Origin of the sequence: Pseudomonas sp. URMO17WK12:I12 (assembly GCF_000514395.1) — a bacterium.
Lineage (GTDB): Bacteria > Pseudomonadota > Gammaproteobacteria > Pseudomonadales > Pseudomonadaceae > Aquipseudomonas > Aquipseudomonas mucoides.
The window spans coordinates 393,058-418,191 of the sequence record NZ_AZVV01000005.1 but is presented as its reverse complement, the minus strand read 5'-3'; the positions used below and the strand labels follow the sequence as shown (position 1 = coordinate 418,191).

Here is a 25,134-nt window from a genome sequence, read left to right as displayed (position 1 = left end):
ATGGCGGAAAAATAACCAGGACAATTCAAGATGTCGCGATTGACCATTACCAGTGGTTATACCTGAGGTGTTCGGCGCACTAAAAACGATCAATGCGCTTCAATACGCTTCAATACGCTTCAATACGCGATTAAATAGTGCAAATAGCGATGGTTGATCACAGCTTTGTTTGCAATTCAAAATCCGTTCGATTATCGCCCTTGTATTACCAATAGCTATACCTGGTGTACGCATTCTAATTGGTGCGAAAAAAGCTCACGGGATAACATTCAACCAACCTGGTTCGTCCGCCCCTACAATAAAACGCTGATCGTGAAGCGCAGAGCGCCACACCGGAGACAAGCATGACGCACATAGCCATGTCAGAACTGACAAACATACAGAAGTACTGGTTGATCACCGGAAGCGTAGGACCTCGTCCCATCGCGTTGGTAACAAGTCTGAACAGTGAGGGCTTGTGCAACGCCGCGCCCTATAGTGCGTTCAACTATATGGGAGAAGATCCTCCGCTATTTGTCATAGCGGTCGACCATTACGGTGAAGAAAGTCACCGGCCTGGTGAAAAAAAAGACACCCTTAAAAATATCATTGAGCGCGAGCAATTCGTCGTCAACATGGTCGACGAAAGCCTTGCCGAAAGAATGGTGTTGTGCGGAAGCGACTACCCTTCGCATATTTCGGAAGCCGACGCTGTCGGTTTCGACTTGACACCCTCGACGACAATTGACGTCCCTCGTATTACAGACGCTCCCATCGCCTGGGAATGCAAACTATACAAAATCCTCGAGTTCTCGAAACAGCGTTCGATCGTGTTCGGTGAAATCGTCGCGATGTACTTTCGGGAAGATTTGATTGACGAAGAAAAACTTAGAGTGCGCGTGGATCAGTTCCAGCCTTATGGCCGCCTCGGAGGGCCGAATTATTGTCGTACAACAGATCGAGTACGCCTGACGGTACCAACCTTTCTACCTTCGGCGGGGAAACCGAGAGAATAATCTGGGACCACCCTTCAACTTCTGTTTATTTCTACTTTTAGTTGGAGGCACGTAACAATAAGGAAGGAGCAGTTTTCGGTGATCAGTTTGCGCAATTTACCTATCAGCCGCCGCTTATGGTTGATTCTGTTAACGTCCATGCTGATGCTGGCGACGTTGTCAGCCTTGATGCTCAACCAGACTCATAATGATCTTTTCAATGCCAAGACGCTGAAAACTCACCATGTGGTAGAAACCGTGAGCGGCATCTTGCGCTACTACCAAGGTAAGGAGCGTGCAGGCGAATTGAGCCGTGAAGAAGCGCAGAAGCAAGCAAGTGCGATAGTCAATGGCCTTCGCTACAACCAGACGGATTACTTTGCACTCCTGGATTTTCACGGCACCATGGTCATGCACCCGACCAATCCGAAGCTCCAGGGATCGGACATGCTCGGCGCCAAAGATCCGAGTGGAAAACTGTATATCCGCGAAATGGTGGAATTGGCCAAACGCAGTGGCTCTGGAAAGGTCGAGTATTACTGGCCCAAGCCTGGCTCGGAAGAACCGTTGCCCAAACTTGCGTATGTCGAGCTGTTTGAACCGTGGGGTTGGATCATCACTTCCGGCATCTATGTCGACGATGTGCGGGTCGAGTTTCGGGAAAAAGTTCTCAATGCCTTGAGCATTTTGGCCGTCGTGGGAATCATACTGGCTACGCTGGTGACCCTGATTACCCGCAGCATCGTCCGGCCATTGGATGCTGTGGTCGATGCCATGGCCAACATCGCGATCGGTGAGGCGAACCTGACCCATACCTTGGACAATAAAGGGCGTGACGAGTTGACCGCGTTGGGCCGGCACTTCAATGCCTTCATCGGCCATCTCAATGGTGTCATCGGCCAGTCCCGTCATGTTGCCGGTGCACTGGATCACGCCTCTCTGTCCCTTAGCCAAGTGGCCAGCACCGGCGAATTACAAAGCCGGCAGCAATCGCAGCAGATGGAGCAAGTGGCGACAGCCATCAACGAAGTCTCCTACGCTGTGCAAGATGTTGCCAAAAACGCAGAACATGCGGCCAGCGAGGTACGCCAAGCCGAAGAGCAAGCTTTACAGGGCCAGCAAAGCATCGAAGCCAGCTTGTTCCAGATCGATCAGTTGTCGGAAACGATCGAGCAGGCTGTGGTCGTCATCCAGGGGGTTAACCAAGAAAGCTCACAGATTGGTCGCGTATTGGAAGTCATTCGAGCCATTGCCGAGCAAACCAATCTGCTGGCCCTGAACGCAGCGATCGAAGCGGCGCGGGCTGGGGAGCAAGGTCGAGGTTTTGCTGTCGTTGCCGACGAAGTTCGAATGCTGTCCCAACGCACCCAAACGTCGACGGCTGAGATCCAGACCATGATCGAACGCTTGCAAGGCAACTCCCAGGCAGCGGTCAGCGTCATCAACGCTAGCAGTGCGGCGTCGCAGAAGACCGTTGGCCAGGCCCGCCATGCAGGAAAGAACTTGAGACAGATAACCGAATCGCTGCGCAACATCAGTGGCCTGAATGCCTCCATCGCCAGCGCAACGTTGCAGCAATCCCATGTGGTCGATGAAATCAATAAGAACGTAACTCAGGCGGCTGGATTGGCGCACGACGGAGCCCTGCTGGCCGACCGATCCAGTGCGGACAGTCGGCATCTAGGCACGTTGGCCGCGGATTTGAATCGGTTATTAGGTCGTTTTTGCGTTTAGACAGGCCTGACTTCGTGACACGTCAAAAACCTTAGCATTGGTTTGCATGTGCTCGACGCAAGCATCGTAATCGGGGAGTGTCGCTTCGGCGTAGGTGTTGTAGATCACATGCTGCATCTGCTCAATACAGTTTGCCGGTGCGAGCACTTGACAGTTGGCCAGGGCGTCGCCGTACTTCTTGGCCCGCGCAAGGAAACCGATCGCGGGGTTGGCGACGAACAGCTTGATGAGCCTGCGGTAACGGTGCGGACTAGCAGCCATACAGACGCACACCCTGCGTCATAGAGAATATAGATGCACCGAACGAGCCCTGAGTACTAACCTGCACTAGCGCGTTAGACTATTAATTTTCGGTACTGGATGAAACTTGAACGATCGGCGATGCGGTCATAGAGCTTCATAGCATTGTGGTTGGATTCGTGTGTAAGCCAGTGCACACGAGACGCTCCGCGACGCCTAGCATCCGCATAGACATGCTCGATCAACGCCCGCCCAATGCCGTTACCACGCGCGCAGTCTGCAACAAACAAGTCCTGGAGATAACAGTGGTCACTCAATGCCCACGCAGATCGATGGTAGATCGAATGCACTAAACCTGATGCTTGTTCACCCACCATGGCAAGCGCAGCGAACATCGGCTCCATTGGGTCCAAGAAGCGCGCCCAAGTGTTTAGCGTCACGGCTTCAGGGATATCTACTTCGTAAAATTGCTGATAGCTTTTCCATAGTGGAAGCCAGATATCAAAATTGTTGTCATTAATGGCTATGATCTCAATTGATTGCATAGAGTGCTCCCGAAATTTAGTTGGCCGCCCCGCTCCTTCATAGAGGCGTGTACGAAGAGGTGGTCCGACACCTCCAACTGACAATCGAAATGATCTGTGCAGACAATCCGCTCAGCGTCAATTCGACAGCCGAAAAGAGGGGCAACGAGCGGCCCAACCAGATGACCACAAAGCTTGCACAACGCAAGTCTTGTAACCCTTTACGTATCTCATACCTTTGACAGACGTCCTCTTGGCCCAACTTGATGGCAACGCATGTTTATTTCAGCGCAGCGCTTAGTCTGTGATTGGTTTCACACCATACTTTTTTAAATAGGTACTCCTGATTTCATCCTGGTTTCGAGGTGGATCTGCGAAGGCATGGGCCGGAGACAATAACGGTGTAATCGACGTGGTTTCGATTTTGACAACGTGATTGACCGGGTATTCCGGGCCGTTCACCGCCCGAACCCAGTTCGCGACCACTAAAAACTCCTCTTCGTTTGGCCGAAGTATCAATGCACAACCCTTAAATCTATAACCGCGCCTCTGGAAGATGTCGACTACATTAATTTCTATTGCAGGATTGAGCCTCAGGTTCAGTACCGTCCGGGGCGATGCGATATCGACGAAGTAAAGAACACCATTCACGACCGTCAACGACGCCTTCGGTGAAACACTGGGTGATCCGTCTTCGTTGACTGTCGCGACAAACGACAATATTGCCTGCTTGATGATCGTCTCCATGTCAGCCGTAATTTCAATCATGAACATCTAACCTCTTGCATGACCGTGAAGTCGATTGTTGCCAACGCTTCTTCCCTTGCTAGTGTGGCTTGGTCCCGATCGAGAAACGCGGTCGCCTGCACAGAGAGAAATTGCAGAGTTTTCAGCCCAACGCAGTCCAGCACCACCGACAGATACGGAGTGAGAAAATCTGGTTGATTGGCTCGATCGCCGGTAAAAACGCCACCGGAAGCGATACCTATAAACACCGGACGATCCTGGAGCATTCCCACCTTCCCGGCCGGTGTCGACTTGAACGTGCGACCGGCACGAAGAATTTGGTCGATCCATGCCTTGAGCACCGACGGAACGGTTAAGTTGTTCATGGGCGTTCCGATAACAATCACATCCGCTGCCTCGACTTCCTGGATAAGTACCTCGGAAAGCTCCAGCGAACCCCGCGGCGGGGCTGCCAATGTAGCCGGCGTTGACAGGGCGATCGCGTAGTCAGCCGAAGCGTGCGGCAAGGGGGAATCTGCAAAGTCTCGTCGGGTAATTCGTGCGCCGGGCACAATTTCAAGGAGCTTATTGACGATGGCCGCTGAAAGCTGGCGGCTTTGCGATTCTGGACGCGAGCTGCAATCAATATGGAGGATGTTCATGTGAACGATCCCATAGGTTTTACGAAACCGATCCCGACTATCTTCATAAATTTATCCTCAGTTAGTTGCTGTCACTACGAGCCCGCGTTGCACCGCTGGACGCTCGAGGCCACGGTTGAACCATGCTTGAACATGAAGAAAACGGTCGAAGCCGACGAGCTCGCGCGCTTCATAAAAACCGATCAGATTACGCACCCAACCAAGCAACGAAATATCGGCGATGCTGTAGTCATCCCCCATCACCCAGTCGCGGTGCGCAAGCCGATCGTCAAGGACGTTGAGCAGCCGCGCTGATTCGGTTGCGTAGCGGTCGCGAGGGCGCTTGTCCTCATAGTCTTTGCCGGAGAACTTGTTAAAGAATCCGACTTGGCCGAACATCGGCCCAACGCCCCCCATCTGCCACATCAGCCACTGGATAGTTTCGTAGCGGGTGTTAGGATCAGCCGAAATAAACTGCCCCGTCTTGTCGGCAAGATAGAGCAGGATCGCGCCCGATTCGAACAGCGCGAGCGGCTTACCGCTCGGCCCATCGGGGTCGTAAATTGCGGGAATCTTGCCGTTGGGATTGAGCGCCAGGAAGGCTGGATCATGGTTCTCGTTCGCTATGATGTCGATCCGGTGCGGCTCATAGGCGACACCCGTTTCCTCAAGCATGATGCCGACCTTCACCCCATTGGGCGTCGGCAGCGAAAAGAGTTGCAACCGATCAGGGTACCGCGCAGGCCAACGTGTGAAAATCGGATGATCAAGTGTCACTTTGTTGCTCCCCAGCTCGCCAGTATTTAGATCGAGCCAGCCGGAGGAACAGCAGGATAATCTTTCTCTGGATCGAACACGTTGTTGAAAAAGTTCGTCAGGGAGTACACGTTTACCAGCGCAACAATCTCTGCGATGTTTGCATCCGTGTAGCCCGCGTCGCGGACGGTTTTCAGATCCGTGTCGCTGACATGCCCTCGAACATCGATGACTTTGCACGCAAACTGGACGGCGGCGTCTCGCTTCAGATCGGTTGCATGCCCCTTCCGCGCAAGAATGATTTCATCGGCCGGGAGCTTTGCCTTATTGGCCGCATAACTATGAACGGCAAGGCAATAGTCGCAGCCATTCACTTCGGATACAGCGAGACTGATGATTTCACGCGTCTTCAGGTCGAGGGCCCTATTCAAGGAAGCGCGCCAAGTAGCCCATGCGTTAAATGCGATCGGGCTCTGTGCGAAGGTAGCGAGCATATTGGGTGTGAACCCGAGATTCTTGGTGAATGCATCGAGAGTCGATTTTGAATCGGCGGGCACCTGCTCCGGCTTTAAAGCTGCACTTCTAGGCATCGTATTTTCCTTAAGCTGCTGGATATCTGGTGGCTTATCTCAGCGGCCAGCACTTTGTCCGCCGTCAACGTGCAGGATCTCTCCAGTGATGAACGGCGAAGAGTCGAGAAAGACGATGGCGTTGGCGATATCGCCTGTTTCACCCAAGCGTCCGACAGGGTTGAAAGCTCCCAGCGCTTCGTAAATTTCAGGCGCGTGCATCGGTGTCTTTATGTTCCCCGGAGCGACGGCGTTCACACGAATGCCCTTCTTTGCATACTCGATCGCCAGTGACTTCGTGGCAGCGTTGATGCCGCCCTTCGTCAAAGCCGCTAATACCGAATAGATCCCGCTGATTGCAGCATCGCCTATGCTGGCCGTGACGCTCACCACGTGGCCACTCGAATGCTTTTCCATTTCGGCGATCGCAAGTTGCGTGATGTGATAGAAGCCCGCCATGTTCACATTCATAACCGCGGCGTAGTCTTCGGCGGTGTGCTCCGTAAAAGGCTTTCCTATGTAGATGCCGGCGTTGTTCACCAGCGAATCGATCCGACCAAATCGTGCGACTCCTTCGGAAATGACACGTCGGGCGGTTGCGGGGTCGCCGATGTCACCGGCGATGCTCAGGATGTTCTCGTCGTCCGACGGCTTAATCGAACGTGAGGTTGCGACGATGCAGTAATCGAGCTTTCGAAATGCCTCCACAACTTTTTCGCCGATGCCTTGTGACGCACCGGTGACCACAACAACCTTCTGCGACTTGTTCATGCTTTAGCCCTGAAAATGTTATTCCGCTTCAACACTGATTGTCGGCACATAAGAAAAGCCCAGACGCGTTCCCAAGAATCTTTCCTCTTTCCTGGTGCGTCTGGGCCTTATCGTCATGCCCGCATCACAACAATTCTCCAAGCATCCTTAGAGAGGGTCGATGCGACCCGATAGAGGTCAGATCGAACCAGCCGGCGTAACGGCAGGAAAGTCTTTCTCGGGATCAAACACGTTATTGAAAAAGTTCGTCAGGGAGTACATGGCCACCAACGCGATGATCTCCATGACATTCGCATCTGTGTAGCCAGCATCGCGGACGGCTTTCAGATCGGCATCACTGACTTTGCCGCGAGTCTCGATGACCTTGTGCGCGAACTGAAGGGCAGCGTGGCGCTTTGGGTCAGTGGCCTGGCCCTTGCGAGCGAGAATGACTTCTTCGGCCGGGAGCTTGGCCATGTGCTCGGCCGTAAAGCTGTGAACCGTCAGGCAGTAGTTGCAGCCATTCGCTTCGGAAACAGCGAGGCCAATGCTGTCACGCGTCTTCACGTCGAGCGCTTTGCTCATGGAGCCGAGCAGAGTTGCCCATGCGTTGAACGCGATTGGGCTCTGCGCGAAGGTTGCCATCATATTGGGAGTGAACCCGATGTTCTTGGTGAACGCATCGAGAGTCGGTTTCGAGTCAGCCGGTACTTGTTCGGGCATTAGAACTTCACATCTAGGCATTGTAGTCTCCGTAAATTACTGGTTTCACTGATAATTAAACGAAATCCAACACTTCAGCCAATGGCCGACGCGGCTTTTGTGCCCAGTTTCCTGGGCGCTCAGCGCCTACGGCCAACAACATGACCGGTACTTCGTTTTCAGCCAGTCCGAACTCGCGGGCCACCCCTTCTGCATCGAAACCGATCATCGGCGTAGAACCCAGGCCTATCGAACGGGCGGCATAGATAATTGCCGACGCGCCGAAAGTGGCCGTACGTACTGCCTCGTCGCGCTGGCGTTGCGGGTGCTCTAAATACAAATCGCGTGCGGGGAGTTCCCAATCCGATACCATCGCTGCAGGCATGATGCCCAATTCAACCAACGGTGCCAGGCGATCCGGTATTACGCTGGAATCGGCTAATTGGCCGCAGATGATGAAAGTAACGGCAGCTTCAGTGATCGGCGGCTGACTCCAGGCAACGGGACTCAACCGAGCTTTGGCTTCAGGAGTGCGTACCGCAATGAAGCGCCAGTTCTGTATGTGGAAGGATGTCGGCGCAGAGGTGCCGATTCGCACCAACTCGCGGATTAGGTCGTCGCTCAAAGTGGCGGCAGGGTCATAGTATTTAGCGGCGCTGCGACTCACGATACATTCGATGACGGCGTTGGTCATGGGAGTTCCTATAACTAAAGATATAAGTTTAGGTACAAGAGAGTTCTCACTCTATGGGTACCTGGTTCCGTTCGAGATGTTGAGCTGCATTTTCTCCTCTGCTTCTGGTGGTCGCTGGACTAATGAATCGCTTGCAGTTGGCACAACGAATTACCAAACCGGTGGCGATCTTGTCCTTTTATTTACTAATGTCCGTTGAAAACATTTCACCTGCGAAGGCAATACAATGGCATACGTTAAACTACGCTGAGAATTCGCCCTATATAGCTCTGGCCTTCGAAGATGATTACATTGTAAGTTTCGAGCAGGCCTCACAACTTATCGGGGTCGTCTATAGATAGCTCCGTCGCCAAGCTTATCTCGCAAGTACACCTGCCTACTGGCTACTTTGTATGACACAACCAAATCACCGCCGAAGGCTTTGACACAAGCCGCACCATCTACTCCTGGTGGGACCATATGCCCATTCTTACTCCGAAAAGATGTTTACTTGACCGGCGTCGTCAGTTCTTTGTCAGTGCTATCAACGACGAATACCGCCAATAACTTTGCAGGTTTTGTTTTGCTCGCATTCCGGCTTATAGAATGGCTAGCACCGGGAGCTTCGGACCAACTCTCACCAGTGCGATACACGTGCACTTCACCGTCATTGACCTTTGATTCAACTGAGCCCGATACCACGTACGCGTAAATGAACGCAGACTTCGCGTGCAGGTGAGGCAACGAGCTTGCGCCTGGGGGGTATTCAACTTCTACAGCCACAAGCGATTTACCCGGCAAATTGGGAATCGCTTGTTCAAAATTCGGTTTCACGATTTCGCCAAGCCCATGAGCGTAAGAGCCAGCGCTGGAGAAGATTGCAACGGTTACACAAAATGCAGTCAAAATCGGGCGAGTGATCATATCGGGTTGCTCCGTTTGGTCTTTGCATCTTGTACTGTCGATGGTATGAATTGTAGAACCAAGATCCCCCACCTTTGTGTGTACCAAGAATATGAATTCAGATCTGCAGATTCAGCTTGATCGGACAGCGAAGCTTTCCCTTTCAGAACAAATTCGTATGAGTATCAGCAAGGCAATAGAGTCAGGCTTGCTAACACCAGGCACTCGATTACCTTCGTGGCAGGACCTCGCCGCGCACCTCGGGGTGGCGCGCGGTACAGTTCAAGCGGCGTATGAGCGGCTATCTGACGCCCAAATGATCGAAACATTCGGAGCCAAGGGCACACGCGTGGCACCACGCTCCCGTCCAGCGATAGCTCAGCCGGAAGTACCGGAGCCTGGGGATTTTATGAGAGCTTATGAGCGGATGAACTCTGGACCGGCGATCTTTCAGCTCGGTATTCCAGCGTTTGAAGGCTTACCAGAACAACTTTTCGCACGCGCACGCTCGTCCAATCTATTAAAGACCGGATCTTTCTTGTCATTGGTCTATCCCGATCCTAGGGGGGAGATTGAGTTGCGCCGAGAAATCGCGGGCTACCTCTCCATCGCCAGAAATCTCCACTGCTTCCCCGAGCAAGTGTTTATCACTTCGGGATACAGTTCTGGCTTAGGGCTTGCTCTGCGAGTGTTAGGTCTGGACGGTAAGAAGGTTTGGATGGAAGAGCCCGGATTTTTTCTTACCCGGAAGGGATTAGAGCTCGCACGTTTAAACATCATTCCGATTCCGGTGGACGCAGAAGGTCTCAACGTAGGCTACGGTGTTGAGCATGCCGCGGATGCCGCGTTAGCTGTCCTGACGCCCGGTCAACAGGCGCCCTTGGGCTCAACCTTGTCTTTGAGGCGACGGCTTCAACTTCTTGAATGGGCGGTCTCGAATGACGCCTGGATCATCGAAGATGACTACCTCAGCGAGCTGCAATTAGAAGGCCGGGCGGCCCCTGCCTTAGCGTCTTTGGACGAGGGTAAACGGGTTATCCACATAGGCTCTTTCAGCAAGACTGTGAGCCCGGGGTTACGCCTGGGATTTGTTGTGGCACCAATCGAACTGGTAACAGCGTTCTCCGAGGTAGCCGCAACCCTTGCCCCTGCGCCTTCACCTGTCATTCAACTGGCAACTGCTCAATTCATGCACGACGGTCACTACATTCGGCGCGTCCGTCGTCTCAAGCGATTATATTCTGCCCAGCGAGACACCTTATGCGAGCAGCTACGAGCGCGTAATGCCGAATGGGTTACTGCAGGCCTGGCGGTACTTCTCAAACTCCCCGACAGCATGCCTGACGTGCAAATCGTTCGCGAAGCGATGACCTTTGGCATGGCACCATCGCCTTTGTCAGCGTGGTTCGCCACTCCTGCAGAGAACTCATCGGGCCTTTTGCTCGGCGTTGCCACGGCGCCTGAACCGTACATGGCTACATCGTGCCGTCAGTTGTTCGAGATCATCGAGCGATATCGCTAGCCCGGTGTTCCAGGCATCACATAGGTGCACGAAGACGGATGCTTCGTCGGACTCTCATGGATTGATTATGATCGTTTTGGGTTTGCGCGACATTCAGCGCGTGTTAGTTGGGGGGCGCTTCATACTGACAAGCTCCATCACCTCATGCCGATCATCTGCGGATGAGATCCCAACTGTCAGCCACTTCCCGTCAGTGTATGTGTGCGCCTCATCGTAGAGCTTGACCAATTCAGGGCGCCAGAAATAACGCCGCTCCTCAAACTTATCTCGCTCTGCTCGCCCCAAGACCACTTGGACTGAAAGCAGCCTGTATCCCGGAATCATGGTGCAGAACGCCTTGGTTTTCTTGTAGCGCAAGACCCATCCACGCTTCTTGCCGCCATAAAGCCACTCTGGCTCGAAAACGCCGGGGTAGGATAGGTCGATCCAGCTTCGCAGCTGTGTCCAATGCTCGAACGCCTCCAGCCCGACCCAGCCTCGAACAGTACTTTCATCGGGCGACGCCGATTTGCCGATGATCCTGTCACCGATCTCAGAAAACTGTTCAAGGTCGCTCTCTTGCTGACTGCAATGCTGGTCTTGAAATTTCATACGTTTCCTGGTTAGCAGAGTTCTGCGCAGATGTGCGCTATCGCGTCGGACAAATGTCAATCGTGGATTGTTTCATTCATCTTTCTGTCGATTTTGAACCGCTAATGGTGCGGATTGAAGGACCAAGATCCTCAATTCCCATGTGTACCAAGGATATGAATTTAACCTGCAGATATCGCTCGACTGTTAAAGCATGCACCCAAGCACCGCAGCATGATGCTGGAGCACCGGGAGACATTGCTCACGTAACTCTTCAAGGGACAAGCGTGCCGAAAAGGTACTGATGCTCATGGCAGCGACGACCCTACCCTGAGCATTCCTCACTGGCACTGCCATGGAACGCATTCCCAACTCCAACTCTTCATCGGTAAATGCGACACCCTCGACTCGAGCTCGCTGGATCCGCTCCATGATCACCGATGGGTCGACGATCATGTACGCAGTGGTCGGTGGCGGCGGATTCACCAGATAACGCTGGATGGCTTCATCGCTCAAACCTGCCAACAGTACTTGTCCTGTTGCCGAACCATACGCCGGCAAACGCGCACCTAGACGTACGCCAGTGGTCACGATTTTAGCTGTCTCTGCACGAGCAACAAATACTGACCAGCCATCCTCCAGCACTGCCAGGGAAATCGACTCTCCAAGGGCTTCGCGTGCCGACGCCAAATGGGGCTGAGCCAACTGCGGCAATGGCGCAGCGTCGAGATAAGCCGCACCAAGACGCAAGAATCTCGGCGTGGGCCAGAAATGCTTGCCGTCATGGCTCAGGTAGCCAAGTTCCACCAGCGTGAGTAGGCAACGTCGAGCTGCAGCGCGGGTGGTATCGGTCAATCGAGCGGCATCCGTCACCGTTAATTGCGAGTGCTCCAGTCCGAACACTTCGATGATCGCCAGACCTTTCGCTAGGCCCGACATACCTTCCGGCGCGCGCACGGGTGCGTCACCTGCTGGCGCATTTTTCTTGACAACCATAATTCGCAGGGTCTCTAATTGTTCGTGAAATGAAACTTTGTTCGCTATTCGAACAAAAACAAAGTCTCACGTCAACATGAAATTGTGGAAAAAGGCTTTTTTCTGCATCCATGAAGACCTTATCGGGAGAGAAGATGAACATTGTTACCGACCGCGAACCTGAAAATCTGGCCTGGCCGGATGGCTTAACCCGCGTACCTTATTGGGCTTTCCAGAGCAACACTGTCTACAAGGAAGAGCAAACGAGACTCTTCCAGGGGCCACATTGGAATTACTTGTGCCTTGAAGCGGAAATCCCTGAGATTGGCGATTACAAAACCAGTTTTATTGGCGAAACCTCGATCATCGTCACCCGCGACACCGACGGTGAACTCTATGCCTTCGAAAATCGCTGCGCGCACCGCGGCGCCCTGCTCGCCCTAGATGACAGCGGCAAGGCAAAGGACTTCACATGTGTCTATCACGCCTGGAGCTATAACCTGCAAGGCGACCTGACCGGGGTCGCATTCAAGGATGGCATAAAGGGCCGTAGCGGTATGGCACCTTCGTTTTGCATGGAAGAACATGGCCCGCGTAAATTGCGAGTGGCATCTGTTCACGGCTTGGTGTTCGGTAGCTTTTCGGATGATGTACCCGATATCGAAGAGTACCTGGGCGAGGAAATCCTCAGCCGCGTCGAACGTGTGCTTGGTGGACGCAAACCAGTTGTCCTTGGCCGCTATACGCAAATGCTGCCCAACAATTGGAAACTGTACATCGAGAACGTAAAGGATTCGTACCACGCTAGCATCCTGCATTTGTTCTTCACTACCTTCGAAATCAACCGACTGTCCCAACGCGGTGCGATCATTGTCGACGAGAGCGGCGGACATCACGTCAGCTACTCGGCCATCGACCGCGAGGCTGAGCGTCAGGCAGAACGCGATGCCTCCTACGCGCAGCAAAGCATTCGCTCCGATAGCGAGTATCAACTGCAAGATCCGTCACTGCTCGAGGGCTTCAGCGAAGTCGGCGATGACGTCACGCTACAAATCCTTTCGATCTTTCCTTGCTTCGTCCTGCAACAAATCCAGAACTCGATCGCAGTCCGTCAAGTGCTTCCACGTGGTGTGCAAACCACTCAACTCAACTGGACATACCTGGGCTTCGACGACGATAGCCCCGAACAACATCTGACTCGCCTCAAGCAAGCCAATCTCGTCGGGCCGGCGGGATATATCTCCATGGAGGACGGCTGTGTTGGCGGTTTCGTTCAGCGCGGCATTGCCGGTGCCAGCAACCATACCGCAGTGCTGGAAATGGGCGGGATTGACGCAGAGTCAAGTGACAGCCGAATTACCGAGGCCTCTATCCGCGGCTTCTGGAAAGCTTATCGCGCAGCCATGGATCTATAAGAGGGGAACCGTTTGTGACACAGACTATTTTTACACTGATCAGCCAGACCCAGGCTTTATATGCTCGCTGCATCGATGAAGGTCCTCTTGAAGCGTGGCCGGAGTTTTTCCTGGAGAAGTGTTTGTACACGGTAACCACTGCCGACAATTATAGGCAGGGTCTGCCAGCCGGCATGATCTGGGCTAACAATCGCGGCATGTTGGTCGACCGGATTTCCGCCTTGCGCGAAGCCAACATCTATGAGCGCCACAGCTATCGCCATATGCTCAATCAACCAGTGATTCTGGAGCAAAACGACAATCTGGTACGCAGTGAGACCGCTTTTATTGTGCTACGCATCATGCGTGACGGCACTACTGATAATTTCGTTTCCGGCCGCTATATCGACTGCTACCGGATCGAAGACGCAAGCGCCATGCTGGCAGAACGAATCGTAGTGTGCGATAGCTCCCGAATTCACACCCTGCTGGCACTTCCACTATGAGAAGGCCACCACAGAGAATTCTCCTAAGTATCGGCGACCCCAACGGCATTGGGCCGGAAATCGCCGTCAAGGCAGTTGCCGCACTGCAGGACGATCCGGAATTCAACCCGGTTATCGTCGGCGATCGTTTTGTTGTCGAGCATTATGTGCGGGGCACAGGTCTTCGCATCGAAGAAAATGACGGTACTGCGTCGGCAGAAGCAGGTGTCCTCCACCTGCTGCCGGTGCGAAACCTATCGTTCAATGCTTTCATGCCTGGACAGCTGAGCGGCGATGCAGGGACAGCCACCGTGGCTTATTTGTCCGCTGCCGTAGCGTGCCTTGGCCAAGGTCTGGCGCGCGGCATTGTTGCGTGTCCACACAACGAGACCGCGATAAACAATGCCGGCATTACATTCTCGGGCTATCCAAACCTGCTTGCGCGACTTGTGGGGGTCGAATCCGACCGTGTGTTTCTGATGCTGATTGGCGCCGGACTTCGCATCGTCCATGCCACCTTGCATGAGCGACTGGCTGACTCACTTGCCAGATTGACGCCAGATCTAGTTGTTGCAGCAGGTCACGCGGCGGCAACTGCGTTGCAGGCGCTGGGCATCGCTAACCCAAGAATCGGTGTGTTCGGCATTAATCCCCATGCTGGGGAAAACGGACTATTCGGTCGAGATGATGAACAGATAAACGTCCTGGCAATCGAGCGCCTGCGCCAAGCAGGAATCGACGCACGCGGGCCGGTCGGCGCTGATTTAATGCTCAACCAGGAGGGCTATGACGCCTTCATCGCCATGTATCACGATCAGGGTCATATCCCGATCAAACTGCTGGCCGGGCGCACCGCTTCAGCCTTGTCCATTGGCGCCGGCCTGATGTTTTCCAGCGTAGGCCACGGTTCAGCGTTCGACATCGCAGGCAAAAACATAGCCGACCCGGAAGCCGTGATCCGCGCGCTGCGCCTGATCGGCGGAACAGCATTTTCTAGTCAGGAGGCCTCGGCATGACATTCGATGTAACCGTCTCCGGGACAGATATTACCTTTCCGTGCGAATCCGATGAAACGGTACTGGACGCAGCAGAGCGCGCTGGTTATTCAATCCCCTACTCTTGCCGAAAAGGGGTGTGTTCAACCTGCGAAGGCGGCCTTGCTGCCGGTGAGTTGCAAGTACGCGGCCAAGGACTCGCACGCGGGCCAGCCACCGGCGTCTTGCTATGCCAGGCACGACCGTGTACGTCAGTGGAAATCACACCAAAACGCATCGTTCAGCGTGCGGCTCCCGTGCGCAAGGTTATCACCACTAAGGTCCATCGCATCACCCGACCCAATGCCGATGTCGTGGTGCTACATCTGCGTTTCCCATCGGGTGTGCGCGCAAAATTTCAGGCCGGCCAATACCTCAAAGTACTGATGGAGGGTGGTGACAGCCGCAACTACTCCATGGCCAATCCGCCACACGAAAGCGACGGCGTGCAATTGCATATTCGCCACGTACCCGGGGGGTGCTTTTCCGAGGGAGTGTTGGTGGGATTGGAAAAAGGCCACGCACTCACGGTGGAGTTGCCCTATGGCGAGTTTTCACTGGATGAAGGAGTTGATTACCCCGTCATTCTGCTGGGCACCGGCACGGGTATGGCACCGCTCAAATCCATTATCGAAGACCAGATCAAGCGAGGCGGATCCAGGCCCATGCATCTGTATTGGGGCGCCCGCAACACCCAGGACTTGTATCTCGCCGATCTGCCCGCGCAGTGGGCCAAGCGCCTGCCACAGTTCATCTTCACCCCTGTGCTTTCCGAGCCCGAACCGGGCTGGTCTGGACGAACCGGCTGGGTACATCGGGCAGTACTTGAGGACTACCCCGACCTGAGCACCCATCAGGTGTATGCCTGTGGTAACCCGGTCATGACTACCGCTGCGCTGAACGACCTGACTGCTGAAGGCCAGCTTTCGCCTGATGCATTTTACTGCGATGCATTTGTACCTTCAGGAGAAATCCAACCGAAAGCCTAGACGATCTCTCACCAATGCCTGCGTGACATAAAAACAACAAGGCCAAATGGCCGTGAGGATAAAAAATGTTGCCTGAGTCAAAGCCCTTGCAGTTGCCGCAATTCGTCGATGAGCGCCGAGTCAGTCCGTTTCAATACGGGGTCATCATCCTGTGTGGACTCGTCATGTTTCTCGACGGGTTCGATACCCAAGCCATTAGCTACATGGCTCCGTATATCGCTCAGGAATGGAGTCTTTCCAAGCCGATGCTTGGACCGATATTTTCATCATCACTCGCGGGCTTGATGGTCGGCTATCTAGTATTGACCCCACTGTCCGAACGTTTCGGACACAAAAAAGCGATCATTGTCAGCACAATTGTCTTCAGCCTTTGCACCTTAGCTTCAGTCTGGGCAACCAACGTGACTGAACTGATGATTTTGCGTTTCATTACTGGGGTCGGCCTGGGCACAGCCGCGCCAAGCGCCATTGCCATGACCGGCGAATACAGCCCTAAACGTCTGCGCGCTACCTTCGTGTTGGCAATTTACTGCGGCTTCTCACTGGGGTTCATCGCGGCAGGGCTAGCTGCAGGTTGGTTCATCCCCCATTACGGATGGCGCTCGATGTTCTGGGTCGGTGCGTTGGCACCCTTGATGCTGGTACCCGTCTTGTTCCGCTTCTTGCCTGAATCCATGGTGTTCATGATCAAGAACAAAATGCCACCGCAACATATCCTGAGTGCGTTTCGCAAAATAGATGCCAGTGTGGGACACCAAAGCAAACCGGTGTTCGTGGTCGAGGCACTCGAACAAGGACAACACGGTGCGCTCGCCAATCTGTTCACCCGGGACAGAGTCATGGGCACTGTACTGTTATGGCTAGTGTTCGCAATTAACCTTGGCGAGTTTTATGCGCTACAAAGCTGGCTACCCTCGATCATGACCGGCCTCAATTACCCAATGAGTACTGTGGTAATGGCTACCACACTGACAACTGTCGGGGGCATTGCAGCAGCGTTCATTACCGGACCTTCGATGGATCGATTGGGGGCGTACAAAACCGTCGGCATCCTATATCTGGTCGGCTTCGTGTTCGTAGCATTGACCGGGTTAGCCTTCCACAGCCCGCTCTGGATATTGTTGAGCGCAAACTTTTTCGCGGGATGCTGTATCAGCGGCGGACAAAAAAGTCTTATCGCTCTGGCAGCAGTTTTCTATCCAGCACCGATGCGCTCAACAGGTGTCGGTTGGGCACTAGGTATCGGACGAATCGGAGGGATCGCAGGCCCCATTTTGGTCGGCGCAGCACTAGGCATCGGCTGGTCACCCTCGGCAGTCTTTTATGGCATGGCGATCCCGATGTTGATTGCGGGATTCCTCGTGCTATTTCTTGGTCGCCGCTATGGCAATAAACAATAAGGTTTAGACACGGAGATAAAGATAATCCGTTTCAACTGAAATCTACTCAAGGAAGAGTACGCGCTTGCCTCACTAAAACAATAACAACTGATTCAAAGCCAAGGCCGATATTTCTTCCAAGGCATAATAAGCCTTGTCCGAAAAACACCGCGAAGCTTCAACTTGATGTTGAGGTCTCAGTGCGCGCATCCGCCTGCTTCACGAACAATAAAAACAGGAGCCAACCAGATGTCACATCTCGCAATAAAGTGTTATTCACTACCGCTGGCGATTTTTATGGCGTTGAGCCAAACGACTGTATCGAGCGCACAGGCTTCAGAGGCTCAGGTCGCGTCACCCTCTCCACTGGAGAAACTGCGCCCTCCTCGCCCCGGACCGAATCGGTCGCTTGAAGATTATCGTTTTCTCGATGATCCCGCGAAACGCACGGATCGATTCGATGGACTGCGCTATCAGCGCCTGTCGGATTCTGCCTGGTTGCAAACCGGCGCTGAGCTGCGTTATCGCGCCGATGCTGCGGACAAACCAGTTTTTGGCTTGAAAGGCGTGAAGGATGACTCATACTTAATGCAGCGCGCAGAAGTCCATGCCGACTTGCATATATTCGATGACAGCCTGCGTACGTTTATCGAGCTGGGAAATACCCGTGTTTTTGGTAAAGACTTACCCAGCCCATCCGATCAAAGTCGCAATGAAGTGCAACAAGCATTCATCGATGGCAATCTGCAATATCAAAGCGGCAAATTGACAACACGTGTCGGCCGTCAGGAAATGGCCTACGGCAATCAGGTACTGGTCACCTATCGGGAAATCCCTAACATCCGGCAGGCATTCGATGGCGTGCGGATGAGCTGGATTGGAAGCAATGGCTATAAGCTGGACGCATTCTCCATGAAGCCGGTTCTTACTAGGGATGTGGGCTCGTTCAACGATTCCAGCGATCACAAAAAGAAGTTCTACGGCCTCTACAGCACCCTACCTGTGTTTAGCGAGTTGAAGGTCGATCTTTATGCATTTGGCCTGGAAACAGAGCAACGTACGCTCGATGGCTTTACCGGGGAAGACAATCGCTACACTTTCGGCACACGGTTGTTCGGTGAATGGGACAAGCTTGATTGGACCTGGGACTTAATGAAGCAGACAGGACACATTGCCGATGCTGACATTGACGCTTGGGCAGTGTCCAGTGACAGCGGTTATACCTTCGCAGGACCATGGAAGGCTCGACTGGGTTTTCGCGTAGATGCAGCCAGCGGCGACAAGGATGGTGATCACAAGGCCGGGACATTCGATCCCTTGTTCCCCAAGAACGCCTTTTACGGCCAGGCTAGCCTGACAACCTTATCGAACATTATTCTAGTAGGTCCCACCCTACGGTTTACACCCTTCGACAAGATTCGTTTTGAACCCGGAGTATTTACCGCATGGCGCCAGAACAGCGATGACGGAGTGTACTTGCCCGGCATGGTGACCGTTCCTGGAACCACCTCTAGCAGCGGCAAACGCTTGGGCACCTTGTATCAAGCTAACGCCAATTGGACACCAACTTCCAACATCACGGTCGATCTCGACTACTTATTTTATGACACCGATTCAGCAATCAAGAATGCCGGAGGCAGTGACTCGCAAATCGTGGTTCTACGCACCTCGTTTCGTTATTGAAAAGAGGTAGTCAAGGACTAGAACGCGAATAGGTAGAGCATAAGCCGCAAAGTGCGGGTTATGCTTTGCATCGTTAGTACTCCTCGCTGAGGAGCATCGTCGCAATGTCGTATAAACAAGGGCTCGACACAAATGTTTCAGTCATTATCGCTATCTGAGGCATCTAGTCGATCAAAGGTGTCAAAACAGATGAAATCAATTAAAACATGATATTTACAACGGGATGCTGTAATGAAATGCATAACTCTCTACTCCATCATTATTACTGGTGATTCCCGCGTTAGAATAATGAGTCGCTCGAATTCCAACTTCTTGCCCGCCGGAAAAACGCACTCCCACACCAAAGCGGTCCTCAAACTGAAAGGCACTGCCGAGGCTGTTGTTTTCAATTTCGGTGCCGGAAAAGAGTGCCACACCTACGCCTAATTCAATGTAAGGCTTGATACTCGGGCTGGAGAACTCATAGACCAGCACAGGTGAGAAGGACAAGCTATTATTGGAAGCTGTCTTATCACCTTCCCAATAGGTGTATGCACCGCTCCAATAGCCAGTTAAACGACCGAAATCATCCTGCCACCAGCTCTTATCCCAATCGACTTGCAACCCTAAACGATACGTCATGGTGGATTCGCCAGTTTGCCCGACAGCAAACTCTACACCAGCGGCTTGCGTGGCAATACTGTGTCCTAACAATGTGGCTGCAACTGCTGCCAGGCAAAACGAACGAGTCATTCGAAACCTCTATTTTTATAAGAATTTTTCTGATTTTATCGACTATCCAACGGCTGAAGTTCACTTGAATTTAGACACCACCCACGCGAAAGCGATACAAACGGGATCGTATTTTAAATTGCCACTAAGGTATTTCAGAAACGTGCCAGATCGGGATTGCTCGTGATCTGTACCATTGGGGCGAATCTTTCAGTCGCGTTTTTTATCTTAGGATGGGTAAATAGGTTAAACTACAGCATAGCTTTATCAATCAACAATATATGGTATGTCATCACATTAGAAAAACCATAAGCACCACGACTCAAAGCCCTGCCCAATCATCACCATGAATACAGTTTTAAAAAGACGGTACACTATTAAACTTATAAGACAGATAAGCGAGTGCAAAAATCAATCAGCATTTTGTTCTATTACACCATTCAAAGACAGCCTGATAAAAATATGATTATGTAATTACATCGTTGTTTTGCTTACCCGGAAAACTGACTGGAGGTTCGCCACACTTCTCCTAAATTGAATCCTAGCTCCAAGGATAAAACCGCTTACACCCCTTAGCACGAAGCCAAGCAATATCGACATTAAACGCCATGATCAACATTACAGGTAGCAAATTTCCAAAAAACCAAGACCCTATTACTACTGGACATCAAAAGCTAAATTTTACATCCTTCCTAACTCACTAAACCCGATATAAGTATCTTTGATAGACAACTATCCAACTACCAGTTATAGGGTGTTTGTTTAGTTCTTTTAGTGTCTAGATATGGATCAACTTGCTCTTGAACACCACGGCTATGAAGTTCACATACCTCTTCAGTACTAGATTCACTCACGCGTCTCGCCACAACAAAATTGTTACCAGTGCTCCCAGTGGCGTCTCCCTTGGTTAGGTTTTCGGACTTTGTAATGTTCTTAACTTTCATTTTCCCCACCTTGTACAACTTCTATTAACGGTTAAACAGCCATGTTAGAAAAGCAAACACTTTTTCTCTTATACAGGCACCGCCACACACCACTACCACTTTAAATAGATGCTTGTACCGTTAGCAATTATTGACGTTAGAAGCCACTAACTTAGCGCGAATCAGATTGGGATACACTAGGAAAATCAGTATCAGTGTTGGCCATATTGTTGATGAAATTGGTCAGAACGAACTGCACCGCTAATGCGGTGATATCTATGATTTCGGGGTCTGAGTAGCCTGCAGCACGTACAGCGGCAAGTTCCTGATCAGTTACTTTACCGCGGCGCTCTACCAAAGTCTTAGCAAACATAACCGCAGCAGCACGCTTTGGATCCCTTGAACTTCCCTGCCGATTTAGCGTAATTTCTTCGGAGGAGCTTTTCACTGAGCTTTTTCCGATGTAAGTATGCGCATTTCGGCAATAATGGCAGTCATTAACTTGAGTTACGGCTAGTGCAATGGCATCACGAGTTTTGACATTCAAAGCCCTGGACATCGCACCTTGGAAACTGATGACACCTGCGAAGGTGTCGGGACTGGAAGCCAGCATGCGAAACATATTGGGAATATACCCAGCTTGACTACCAATCGCATCGAGGGTGGAGTGAGTACTAGGTGGAGCTTGGTCGCGGGTTGGAATAGCAATACGTGCCATCGATAAATCCTCTATCATTTAACCGTCGTGGGTGCTAAAGGAAGCATATGTTCTCGACGCTAGATTGATAATCCTTCGATACGGGGAATCATCATCTCAAATTTAAAGAACCTGTTACTTAACTGTGATAGTTAATCGCTAGAGCCCTTCAACGTGGGCTAAATGAATCCAATTAACGCACCGCTTACCATAGATACCTCAACACAGACTATTTCTGTAAAACTTTAAACACCAAAGCATTCACCACAACATAAAAGAACTAATAACTGTCTCAACGATCAGTTATCACTGGCTTCACTTGATATGTATCACTAACAAAAAAAGTATAAACGAGCTTACAAGCACTGAGAAAGCTCGGTGCATTTTACATGCATCTTTAATTATATAAGGAATGAAATGAACTCTTATTCAAACTCTCGAATCTTACTGCCTTCATCCAGCGCATGTACTTTTGGAAAGTCTATTTTTGTATCAAAAACATTATTAATATAATTCGTAAACATAAATTGAACACTCAAACCGATGATGGACAATATTTGTCCATCGGTGAAACCTGCTTCGCGCATGTTTATTAATTCTACTTCAGCAATATGTCCTCGAACATCAATAACTTGTTTGACAAAACGGCCTACCGCTGCCATTTTTTTGTCACTGGACATGCCACCCCGAGCGAACAACAACTCACTCGGTGACACCCTCCCAAAGTTCACACCTATATAAGTATGCGCCGCTAAACAATACAAACATGCATTCACCTCTGAAACCGCGAGAGCCACGTTGGCACGAAGTCTCACGTCGAAGCTGTCACTCAGTGACTCCTGCATTCTATTTAAGGCTGTAAGAGCATTAGGTGATAGTGAAGTCAAACGCAGCACATTAGGAACAAACCCTAACTTTTTATAAACAGCATCAAACATAGGCCGCGCAGTTTTACTTGCGTTATCACGTGTAGGGATTATTGTGCGAGTCATTAATTCACCTCAGCAAAAAATTGGCGGTAGCAAATCAACATTATGCATTAACATCATTAAGCTACCACCCTAGATAACCCTTTGACGGCTACACCAACGTGTCAGTTGGAAAATCGATATCCGTATCAAACACATTATTTATATAATTCGTAAAACTAAACTGTATTACCAAGCCGATGACTTCGATTATTTCAGCATCAGAAAGGCCAGCTTCTCGCACGCAATCGATTTCGTCTTCACTTACATGCCCACGCATTTCTGCGACTCGTGCTGCGAATCGAAGAATGGATTGGGTTTTCGGATTGCTAGACTGACCTTTTCTAGCTAATGCGATTTCCTCAGGACTGTCTTTCGCCAAATTTAACCCAACAAAGGTATGCGCAGCCACGCAGTAAGAACATCCGTTGACCTCGGAAACAACAAGTGCTATTCGCTCTCGTGTTTTCAAGTCCAAAGCTTTCATCAATGGAGCCTGCATTGCCACCAACGCAGCAAGAGTCTTTGGGCTAATCGCCGTTAACCGGTATAGATTAGGAAAAAAGCCCAAACGTTTCCCAATCGCATCTAATGTTTCATGAGTCTCAGGTGGTGTGTCGTCCCGACTTGGAATTTCAATACGCGACATATTTACTACCTCTAAAGAGCTTTGGATTTGTTAACTTATCCTAAAGATTAAAATCATCCTTGATAACTGGTGCATTTCAAGAACAACCTTTTCAGAAAATGAGATCAGAGGTCAATTGACGAAGGTGATGTGCAGAAACACCGTCTGGCCAAGCAAATAAATAAAGCAAAAAAGCTGTCTAATGAAATACCTGGAGGACGAAATATGCTTAATTCCCTCTGGCCAGTCTCCCGTCAAAATGCATTGATTATCCTGAAATCTGCATAAATCAAACTGTACCTTTACCTCCATTAAAGCGACTGGTAGGTTAACAACCACAGCCGAAATGTATTTATTTCAGAGAGGATTTACAAAATGGATCGTTTTGAAGCGATGTCCATCTTGGTCGCGACTGTGGAAGCTGGAAGCTTCTCCGCTGCTAGCCGCAAGCTCTCCGTTCCACTACCAACAGTCAGTAGAAAACTCGCAGCTTTAGAAGAGCATTTAGGTGTTCGGCTATTGATACGCTCTACTCGTAGCTTGACTCTTACTGACGCCGGATTGACCTACCTTGAGTCTTGTAAGCAGATTCTTGACCAGGTGACTGAGGCAGAACGTTCGGCATCTGGTGAATACTCAACACCTCGCGGTGAGTTGGTTGTTACAGCGCCTGTTGTCTTCGGACGCCTTCATCTTCTACCAATCATCAATGAATTCTTAGCCTCATTTCCTCAAATTAATACCCGGCTGATATTATCTGACAAAACAATGCATCTTGTTGATGATCATATCGATGCCGCTGTACGAATAGGCCGATTACCGGATAGCAACATGGTAGCGACCCAAGTTGGAACTGTTTGCCGGGTAGTTTGCGCGAGCCCTGAATATCTAGCAAGTCACGGAAAACCCATACATCCTGGCGAACTCACAGAGCATTCATGTGTCAATTTCGAAGGGTTGCCCTCCGGTCCGATGTGGAGTTTTTCTCAGGCCTCCACACCAACAGATCTACTAACTGTAATAGTAAAACCTCGGCTTTCAGTAAACACTGCCGAAGCAGCTATTGATGCGGCTATTGCCAATGTCGGCTTAACTCATGTTTTGTCATATCAAATTGCACATGCCGTCGAACAACAAAAATTACGGCTGGTTCTTCGTGAGTTTGAACCGATGCCTATACCCGTCAACTTGGTACACTCAGGCCAGATACCTTTGCCCGTCAAAACGCGTAGTTTTTTTGACTTTGTCGTGCCACGTCTAAGAGCTGTCCTACTTGGTGATAAAGATAGATTGCGAGCAGGAATGAACACCTCTATGCCTGAATACCCAGGTTTATAGCTGCCAACAGTACATCAAAAGATAACACTTACCCTGATTCATCATCGACCATTGAATATATTAATCCAACAATACAACCTTTAGGGAGGGCTAGCAGTCAACGATATAACAACGAGCAGCCCAAGCATCAACTTCTGTTTTCAGCTCATAAGTTGTTAATCCAGCCTTCTATTCACCTACTACTACCCGAGCATAGTCGTCTGCTGACAATAACAAACTCATCTCCACGACATCATCGGGGTATATCTTAAAAAGCCATTGCTCATAAGGTGAGTCGTTCAGCTCAGTTGGATTACTTGCTAACTCAGTGTTGATGGCCGCAATTGCTCCTGAAACTGGACAATGTATATCTGAAGCCGTTTTTATCGACTCCACAACCGCTACCTGATCACCTGCATCATAGATCTGTCCTACGATCGGCAGTTCGATCGCAACAATGTCCCCCAACATGTCTTGACCATGCTTTGAGATTCCAACGGTAATGGTTCCATCTCTTTCCAGACGAGCCCACTCATGACTTAAAGCAAAACGCAGCTTGGATAGAATGTTGCTCATATAAACCCCTTAGTTCCAAATATTGGTTGATTTTTTCGGCCAAGCCTCTCCTTCTATTTACACTAGCGTATGGAGCAACCATTTTCTTTCG

26 protein-coding genes and 2 pseudogenes are annotated in these 25,134 nt (G+C 51.1%); 11 read left to right on the top strand and 17 right to left on the bottom strand.

What is annotated here, in order from left to right; genetic code table 11:
* Positions 1 to 344 precede the first annotated feature (344 nt).
* From D882_RS0107345 to D882_RS1000000133485, 3 genes and pseudogenes are all read left to right on the top strand, one after another.
* Positions 345 to 995, top strand: a complete 651-nt coding sequence (locus D882_RS0107345) for a flavin reductase family protein (RefSeq protein ID WP_027922629.1) — start codon at positions 345 to 347, stop codon at positions 993 to 995.
* A 138-nt stretch (positions 996 to 1,133) separates the two neighbouring features.
* A pseudogene (locus D882_RS1000000133490) lies at positions 1,134 to 1,850 on the top strand (cache domain-containing protein); the annotation flags it as partial.
* A 123-nt stretch (positions 1,851 to 1,973) separates the two neighbouring features.
* Positions 1,974 to 2,708 carry a methyl-accepting chemotaxis protein gene (locus D882_RS1000000133485; RefSeq protein ID WP_371258940.1) on the top strand — a complete coding sequence of 245 codons (735 nt, stop codon included), beginning with the start codon at positions 1,974 to 1,976 and terminating at the stop codon, positions 2,706 to 2,708.
* A 75-nt stretch (positions 2,709 to 2,783) separates the two neighbouring features.
* Here D882_RS1000000133485 and D882_RS0107335 read toward each other — a convergent pair.
* The 10 genes and pseudogenes from D882_RS0107335 to D882_RS0107285 all read right to left on the bottom strand — a co-directional run.
* A pseudogene (locus D882_RS0107335) lies at positions 2,784 to 2,974 on the bottom strand (hypothetical protein); the annotation flags it as partial.
* A gap of 69 nt (positions 2,975 to 3,043) precedes the next feature.
* Positions 3,044 to 3,493: a GNAT family N-acetyltransferase gene (locus tag D882_RS0107330; protein WP_027922626.1), complete on the bottom strand. Its 450-nt coding sequence runs from the start codon at positions 3,491 to 3,493 to the stop codon at positions 3,044 to 3,046.
* A gap of 276 nt (positions 3,494 to 3,769) precedes the next feature.
* Positions 3,770 to 4,246 carry a pyridoxamine 5'-phosphate oxidase family protein gene (locus D882_RS0107325; protein ID WP_256218328.1) on the bottom strand — a complete coding sequence of 159 codons (477 nt, stop codon included), beginning with the start codon at positions 4,244 to 4,246 and terminating at the stop codon, positions 3,770 to 3,772.
* Positions 4,237 to 4,860, bottom strand: a complete 624-nt coding sequence (locus D882_RS0107320; RefSeq protein WP_027922624.1) for an FMN-dependent NADH-azoreductase — start codon at positions 4,858 to 4,860, stop codon at positions 4,237 to 4,239. Before D882_RS0107320 ends, D882_RS0107325 begins: the two co-directional genes overlap by 10 nt.
* A 57-nt stretch (positions 4,861 to 4,917) precedes the next feature.
* A complete protein-coding gene (locus tag D882_RS0107315) occupies positions 4,918 to 5,616 on the bottom strand; it encodes a glutathione S-transferase N-terminal domain-containing protein (RefSeq protein ID WP_027922623.1) in 699 nt (232 codons plus the stop codon).
* Positions 5,617 to 5,642: 26 nt separating this feature from the next.
* Entirely contained in the window at positions 5,643 to 6,185 is a 543-nt protein-coding gene (locus D882_RS0107310) for a carboxymuconolactone decarboxylase family protein (RefSeq protein WP_027922622.1), read from the bottom strand.
* Between the two features lie 39 nt (positions 6,186 to 6,224).
* Positions 6,225 to 6,935 carry an SDR family NAD(P)-dependent oxidoreductase gene (locus D882_RS0107305; protein WP_027922621.1) on the bottom strand — a complete coding sequence of 237 codons (711 nt, stop codon included), beginning with the start codon at positions 6,933 to 6,935 and terminating at the stop codon, positions 6,225 to 6,227.
* 177 nt (positions 6,936 to 7,112) lie between these two features.
* Positions 7,113 to 7,637, bottom strand: coding sequence for a carboxymuconolactone decarboxylase family protein (locus tag D882_RS0107300; protein ID WP_256218327.1), 525 nt, complete (start codon positions 7,635 to 7,637; stop codon positions 7,113 to 7,115).
* A 55-nt stretch (positions 7,638 to 7,692) separates the two neighbouring features.
* Positions 7,693 to 8,310, bottom strand: coding sequence for a nitroreductase family protein (locus D882_RS0107295; RefSeq protein WP_027922619.1), 618 nt, complete (start codon positions 8,308 to 8,310; stop codon positions 7,693 to 7,695).
* Positions 8,311 to 8,796: 486 nt separating this feature from the next.
* Positions 8,797 to 9,213 carry a cupin domain-containing protein gene (locus D882_RS0107285; RefSeq protein WP_032833453.1) on the bottom strand — a complete coding sequence of 139 codons (417 nt, stop codon included), beginning with the start codon at positions 9,211 to 9,213 and terminating at the stop codon, positions 8,797 to 8,799.
* A 91-nt stretch (positions 9,214 to 9,304) separates the two neighbouring features.
* On the opposite strand from D882_RS0107285, the gene D882_RS0107280 reads away from it, so the two are divergent.
* Positions 9,305 to 10,714, top strand: a complete 1,410-nt coding sequence (locus tag D882_RS0107280) for a PLP-dependent aminotransferase family protein (protein WP_027922616.1) — start codon at positions 9,305 to 9,307, stop codon at positions 10,712 to 10,714.
* 93 nt (positions 10,715 to 10,807) lie between these two features.
* On the opposite strand, the gene D882_RS0107275 is transcribed toward D882_RS0107280, so the two are convergent.
* The gene (locus D882_RS0107275) at positions 10,808 to 11,305 is read right to left on the bottom strand and encodes a DUF3788 domain-containing protein (RefSeq protein ID WP_050590154.1); all 498 of its coding nucleotides are present in this window, start codon (positions 11,303 to 11,305) and stop codon (positions 10,808 to 10,810) included.
* A gap of 186 nt (positions 11,306 to 11,491) precedes the next feature.
* The gene (locus D882_RS0107270) at positions 11,492 to 12,280 is read right to left on the bottom strand and encodes an IclR family transcriptional regulator C-terminal domain-containing protein (protein WP_027922614.1); all 789 of its coding nucleotides are present in this window, start codon (positions 12,278 to 12,280) and stop codon (positions 11,492 to 11,494) included.
* A 134-nt stretch (positions 12,281 to 12,414) separates the two neighbouring features.
* On the opposite strand from D882_RS0107270, the gene D882_RS0107265 reads away from it, so the two are divergent.
* The 6 genes from D882_RS0107265 to D882_RS0107240 all read left to right on the top strand — a co-directional run bounded on the left by D882_RS0107265 (position 12,415) and on the right by D882_RS0107240 (position 19,223).
* The gene (locus tag D882_RS0107265; RefSeq protein ID WP_027922613.1) at positions 12,415 to 13,674 is read left to right on the top strand and encodes an aromatic ring-hydroxylating dioxygenase subunit alpha; all 1,260 of its coding nucleotides are present in this window, start codon (positions 12,415 to 12,417) and stop codon (positions 13,672 to 13,674) included.
* Positions 13,675 to 13,688: 14 nt separating this feature from the next.
* Positions 13,689 to 14,159, top strand: a complete 471-nt coding sequence (locus D882_RS0107260; RefSeq protein ID WP_027922612.1) for an aromatic-ring-hydroxylating dioxygenase subunit beta — start codon at positions 13,689 to 13,691, stop codon at positions 14,157 to 14,159.
* The gene (locus D882_RS0107255) at positions 14,156 to 15,154 is read left to right on the top strand and encodes a PdxA family protein (RefSeq protein ID WP_027922611.1); all 999 of its coding nucleotides are present in this window, start codon (positions 14,156 to 14,158) and stop codon (positions 15,152 to 15,154) included. Before D882_RS0107260 ends, D882_RS0107255 begins: the two co-directional genes overlap by 4 nt.
* Positions 15,151 to 16,161 (top strand): 2Fe-2S iron-sulfur cluster-binding protein, encoded by a 1,011-nt coding sequence (locus D882_RS0107250; RefSeq protein ID WP_027922610.1) that lies wholly within the window; start codon positions 15,151 to 15,153, stop codon positions 16,159 to 16,161. Before D882_RS0107255 ends, D882_RS0107250 begins: the two co-directional genes overlap by 4 nt.
* A gap of 65 nt (positions 16,162 to 16,226) precedes the next feature.
* Positions 16,227 to 17,561 (top strand): MFS transporter, encoded by a 1,335-nt coding sequence (locus D882_RS0107245; RefSeq protein WP_027922609.1) that lies wholly within the window; start codon positions 16,227 to 16,229, stop codon positions 17,559 to 17,561.
* Positions 17,562 to 17,789: 228 nt separating this feature from the next.
* Complete coding sequence (locus tag D882_RS0107240) at positions 17,790 to 19,223, top strand: alginate export family protein (protein WP_027922608.1); 1,434 nt, start codon at positions 17,790 to 17,792, stop codon at positions 19,221 to 19,223.
* Between the two features lie 213 nt (positions 19,224 to 19,436).
* Here D882_RS0107240 and D882_RS0107235 read toward each other — a convergent pair whose 3' ends face one another.
* From D882_RS0107235 to D882_RS01000000130870, 4 genes are all read right to left on the bottom strand, one after another.
* Complete coding sequence (locus D882_RS0107235; protein ID WP_027922607.1) at positions 19,437 to 19,955, bottom strand: acyloxyacyl hydrolase; 519 nt, start codon at positions 19,953 to 19,955, stop codon at positions 19,437 to 19,439.
* A gap of 1,074 nt (positions 19,956 to 21,029) precedes the next feature.
* A complete protein-coding gene (locus tag D882_RS0107230; protein ID WP_032833452.1) occupies positions 21,030 to 21,575 on the bottom strand; it encodes a carboxymuconolactone decarboxylase family protein in 546 nt (181 codons plus the stop codon).
* A 404-nt stretch (positions 21,576 to 21,979) separates the two neighbouring features.
* On the bottom strand, positions 21,980 to 22,546 hold the full coding sequence (locus D882_RS0107225) for a carboxymuconolactone decarboxylase family protein (protein ID WP_027922605.1): 567 nt from the start codon (positions 22,544 to 22,546) through the stop codon (positions 21,980 to 21,982).
* Positions 22,547 to 22,634: 88 nt separating this feature from the next.
* Positions 22,635 to 23,171 carry a carboxymuconolactone decarboxylase family protein gene (locus D882_RS01000000130870; protein WP_032833451.1) on the bottom strand — a complete coding sequence of 179 codons (537 nt, stop codon included), beginning with the start codon at positions 23,169 to 23,171 and terminating at the stop codon, positions 22,635 to 22,637.
* Positions 23,172 to 23,525: 354 nt separating this feature from the next.
* Here D882_RS01000000130870 and D882_RS1000000131905 point away from each other — a divergent pair, with 354 nt between their 5' ends.
* The gene (locus D882_RS1000000131905) at positions 23,526 to 24,488 is read left to right on the top strand and encodes a LysR family transcriptional regulator (protein WP_081743919.1); all 963 of its coding nucleotides are present in this window, start codon (positions 23,526 to 23,528) and stop codon (positions 24,486 to 24,488) included.
* A 168-nt stretch (positions 24,489 to 24,656) separates the two neighbouring features.
* Here the strand turns inward: D882_RS1000000131905 and gcvH are convergent, their stop codons facing one another.
* Complete coding sequence (gene gcvH / locus D882_RS0107215; RefSeq protein WP_027922604.1) at positions 24,657 to 25,043, bottom strand: glycine cleavage system protein GcvH; 387 nt, start codon at positions 25,041 to 25,043, stop codon at positions 24,657 to 24,659.
* Between the last annotated feature and the right edge of the window lie 91 nt (positions 25,044 to 25,134).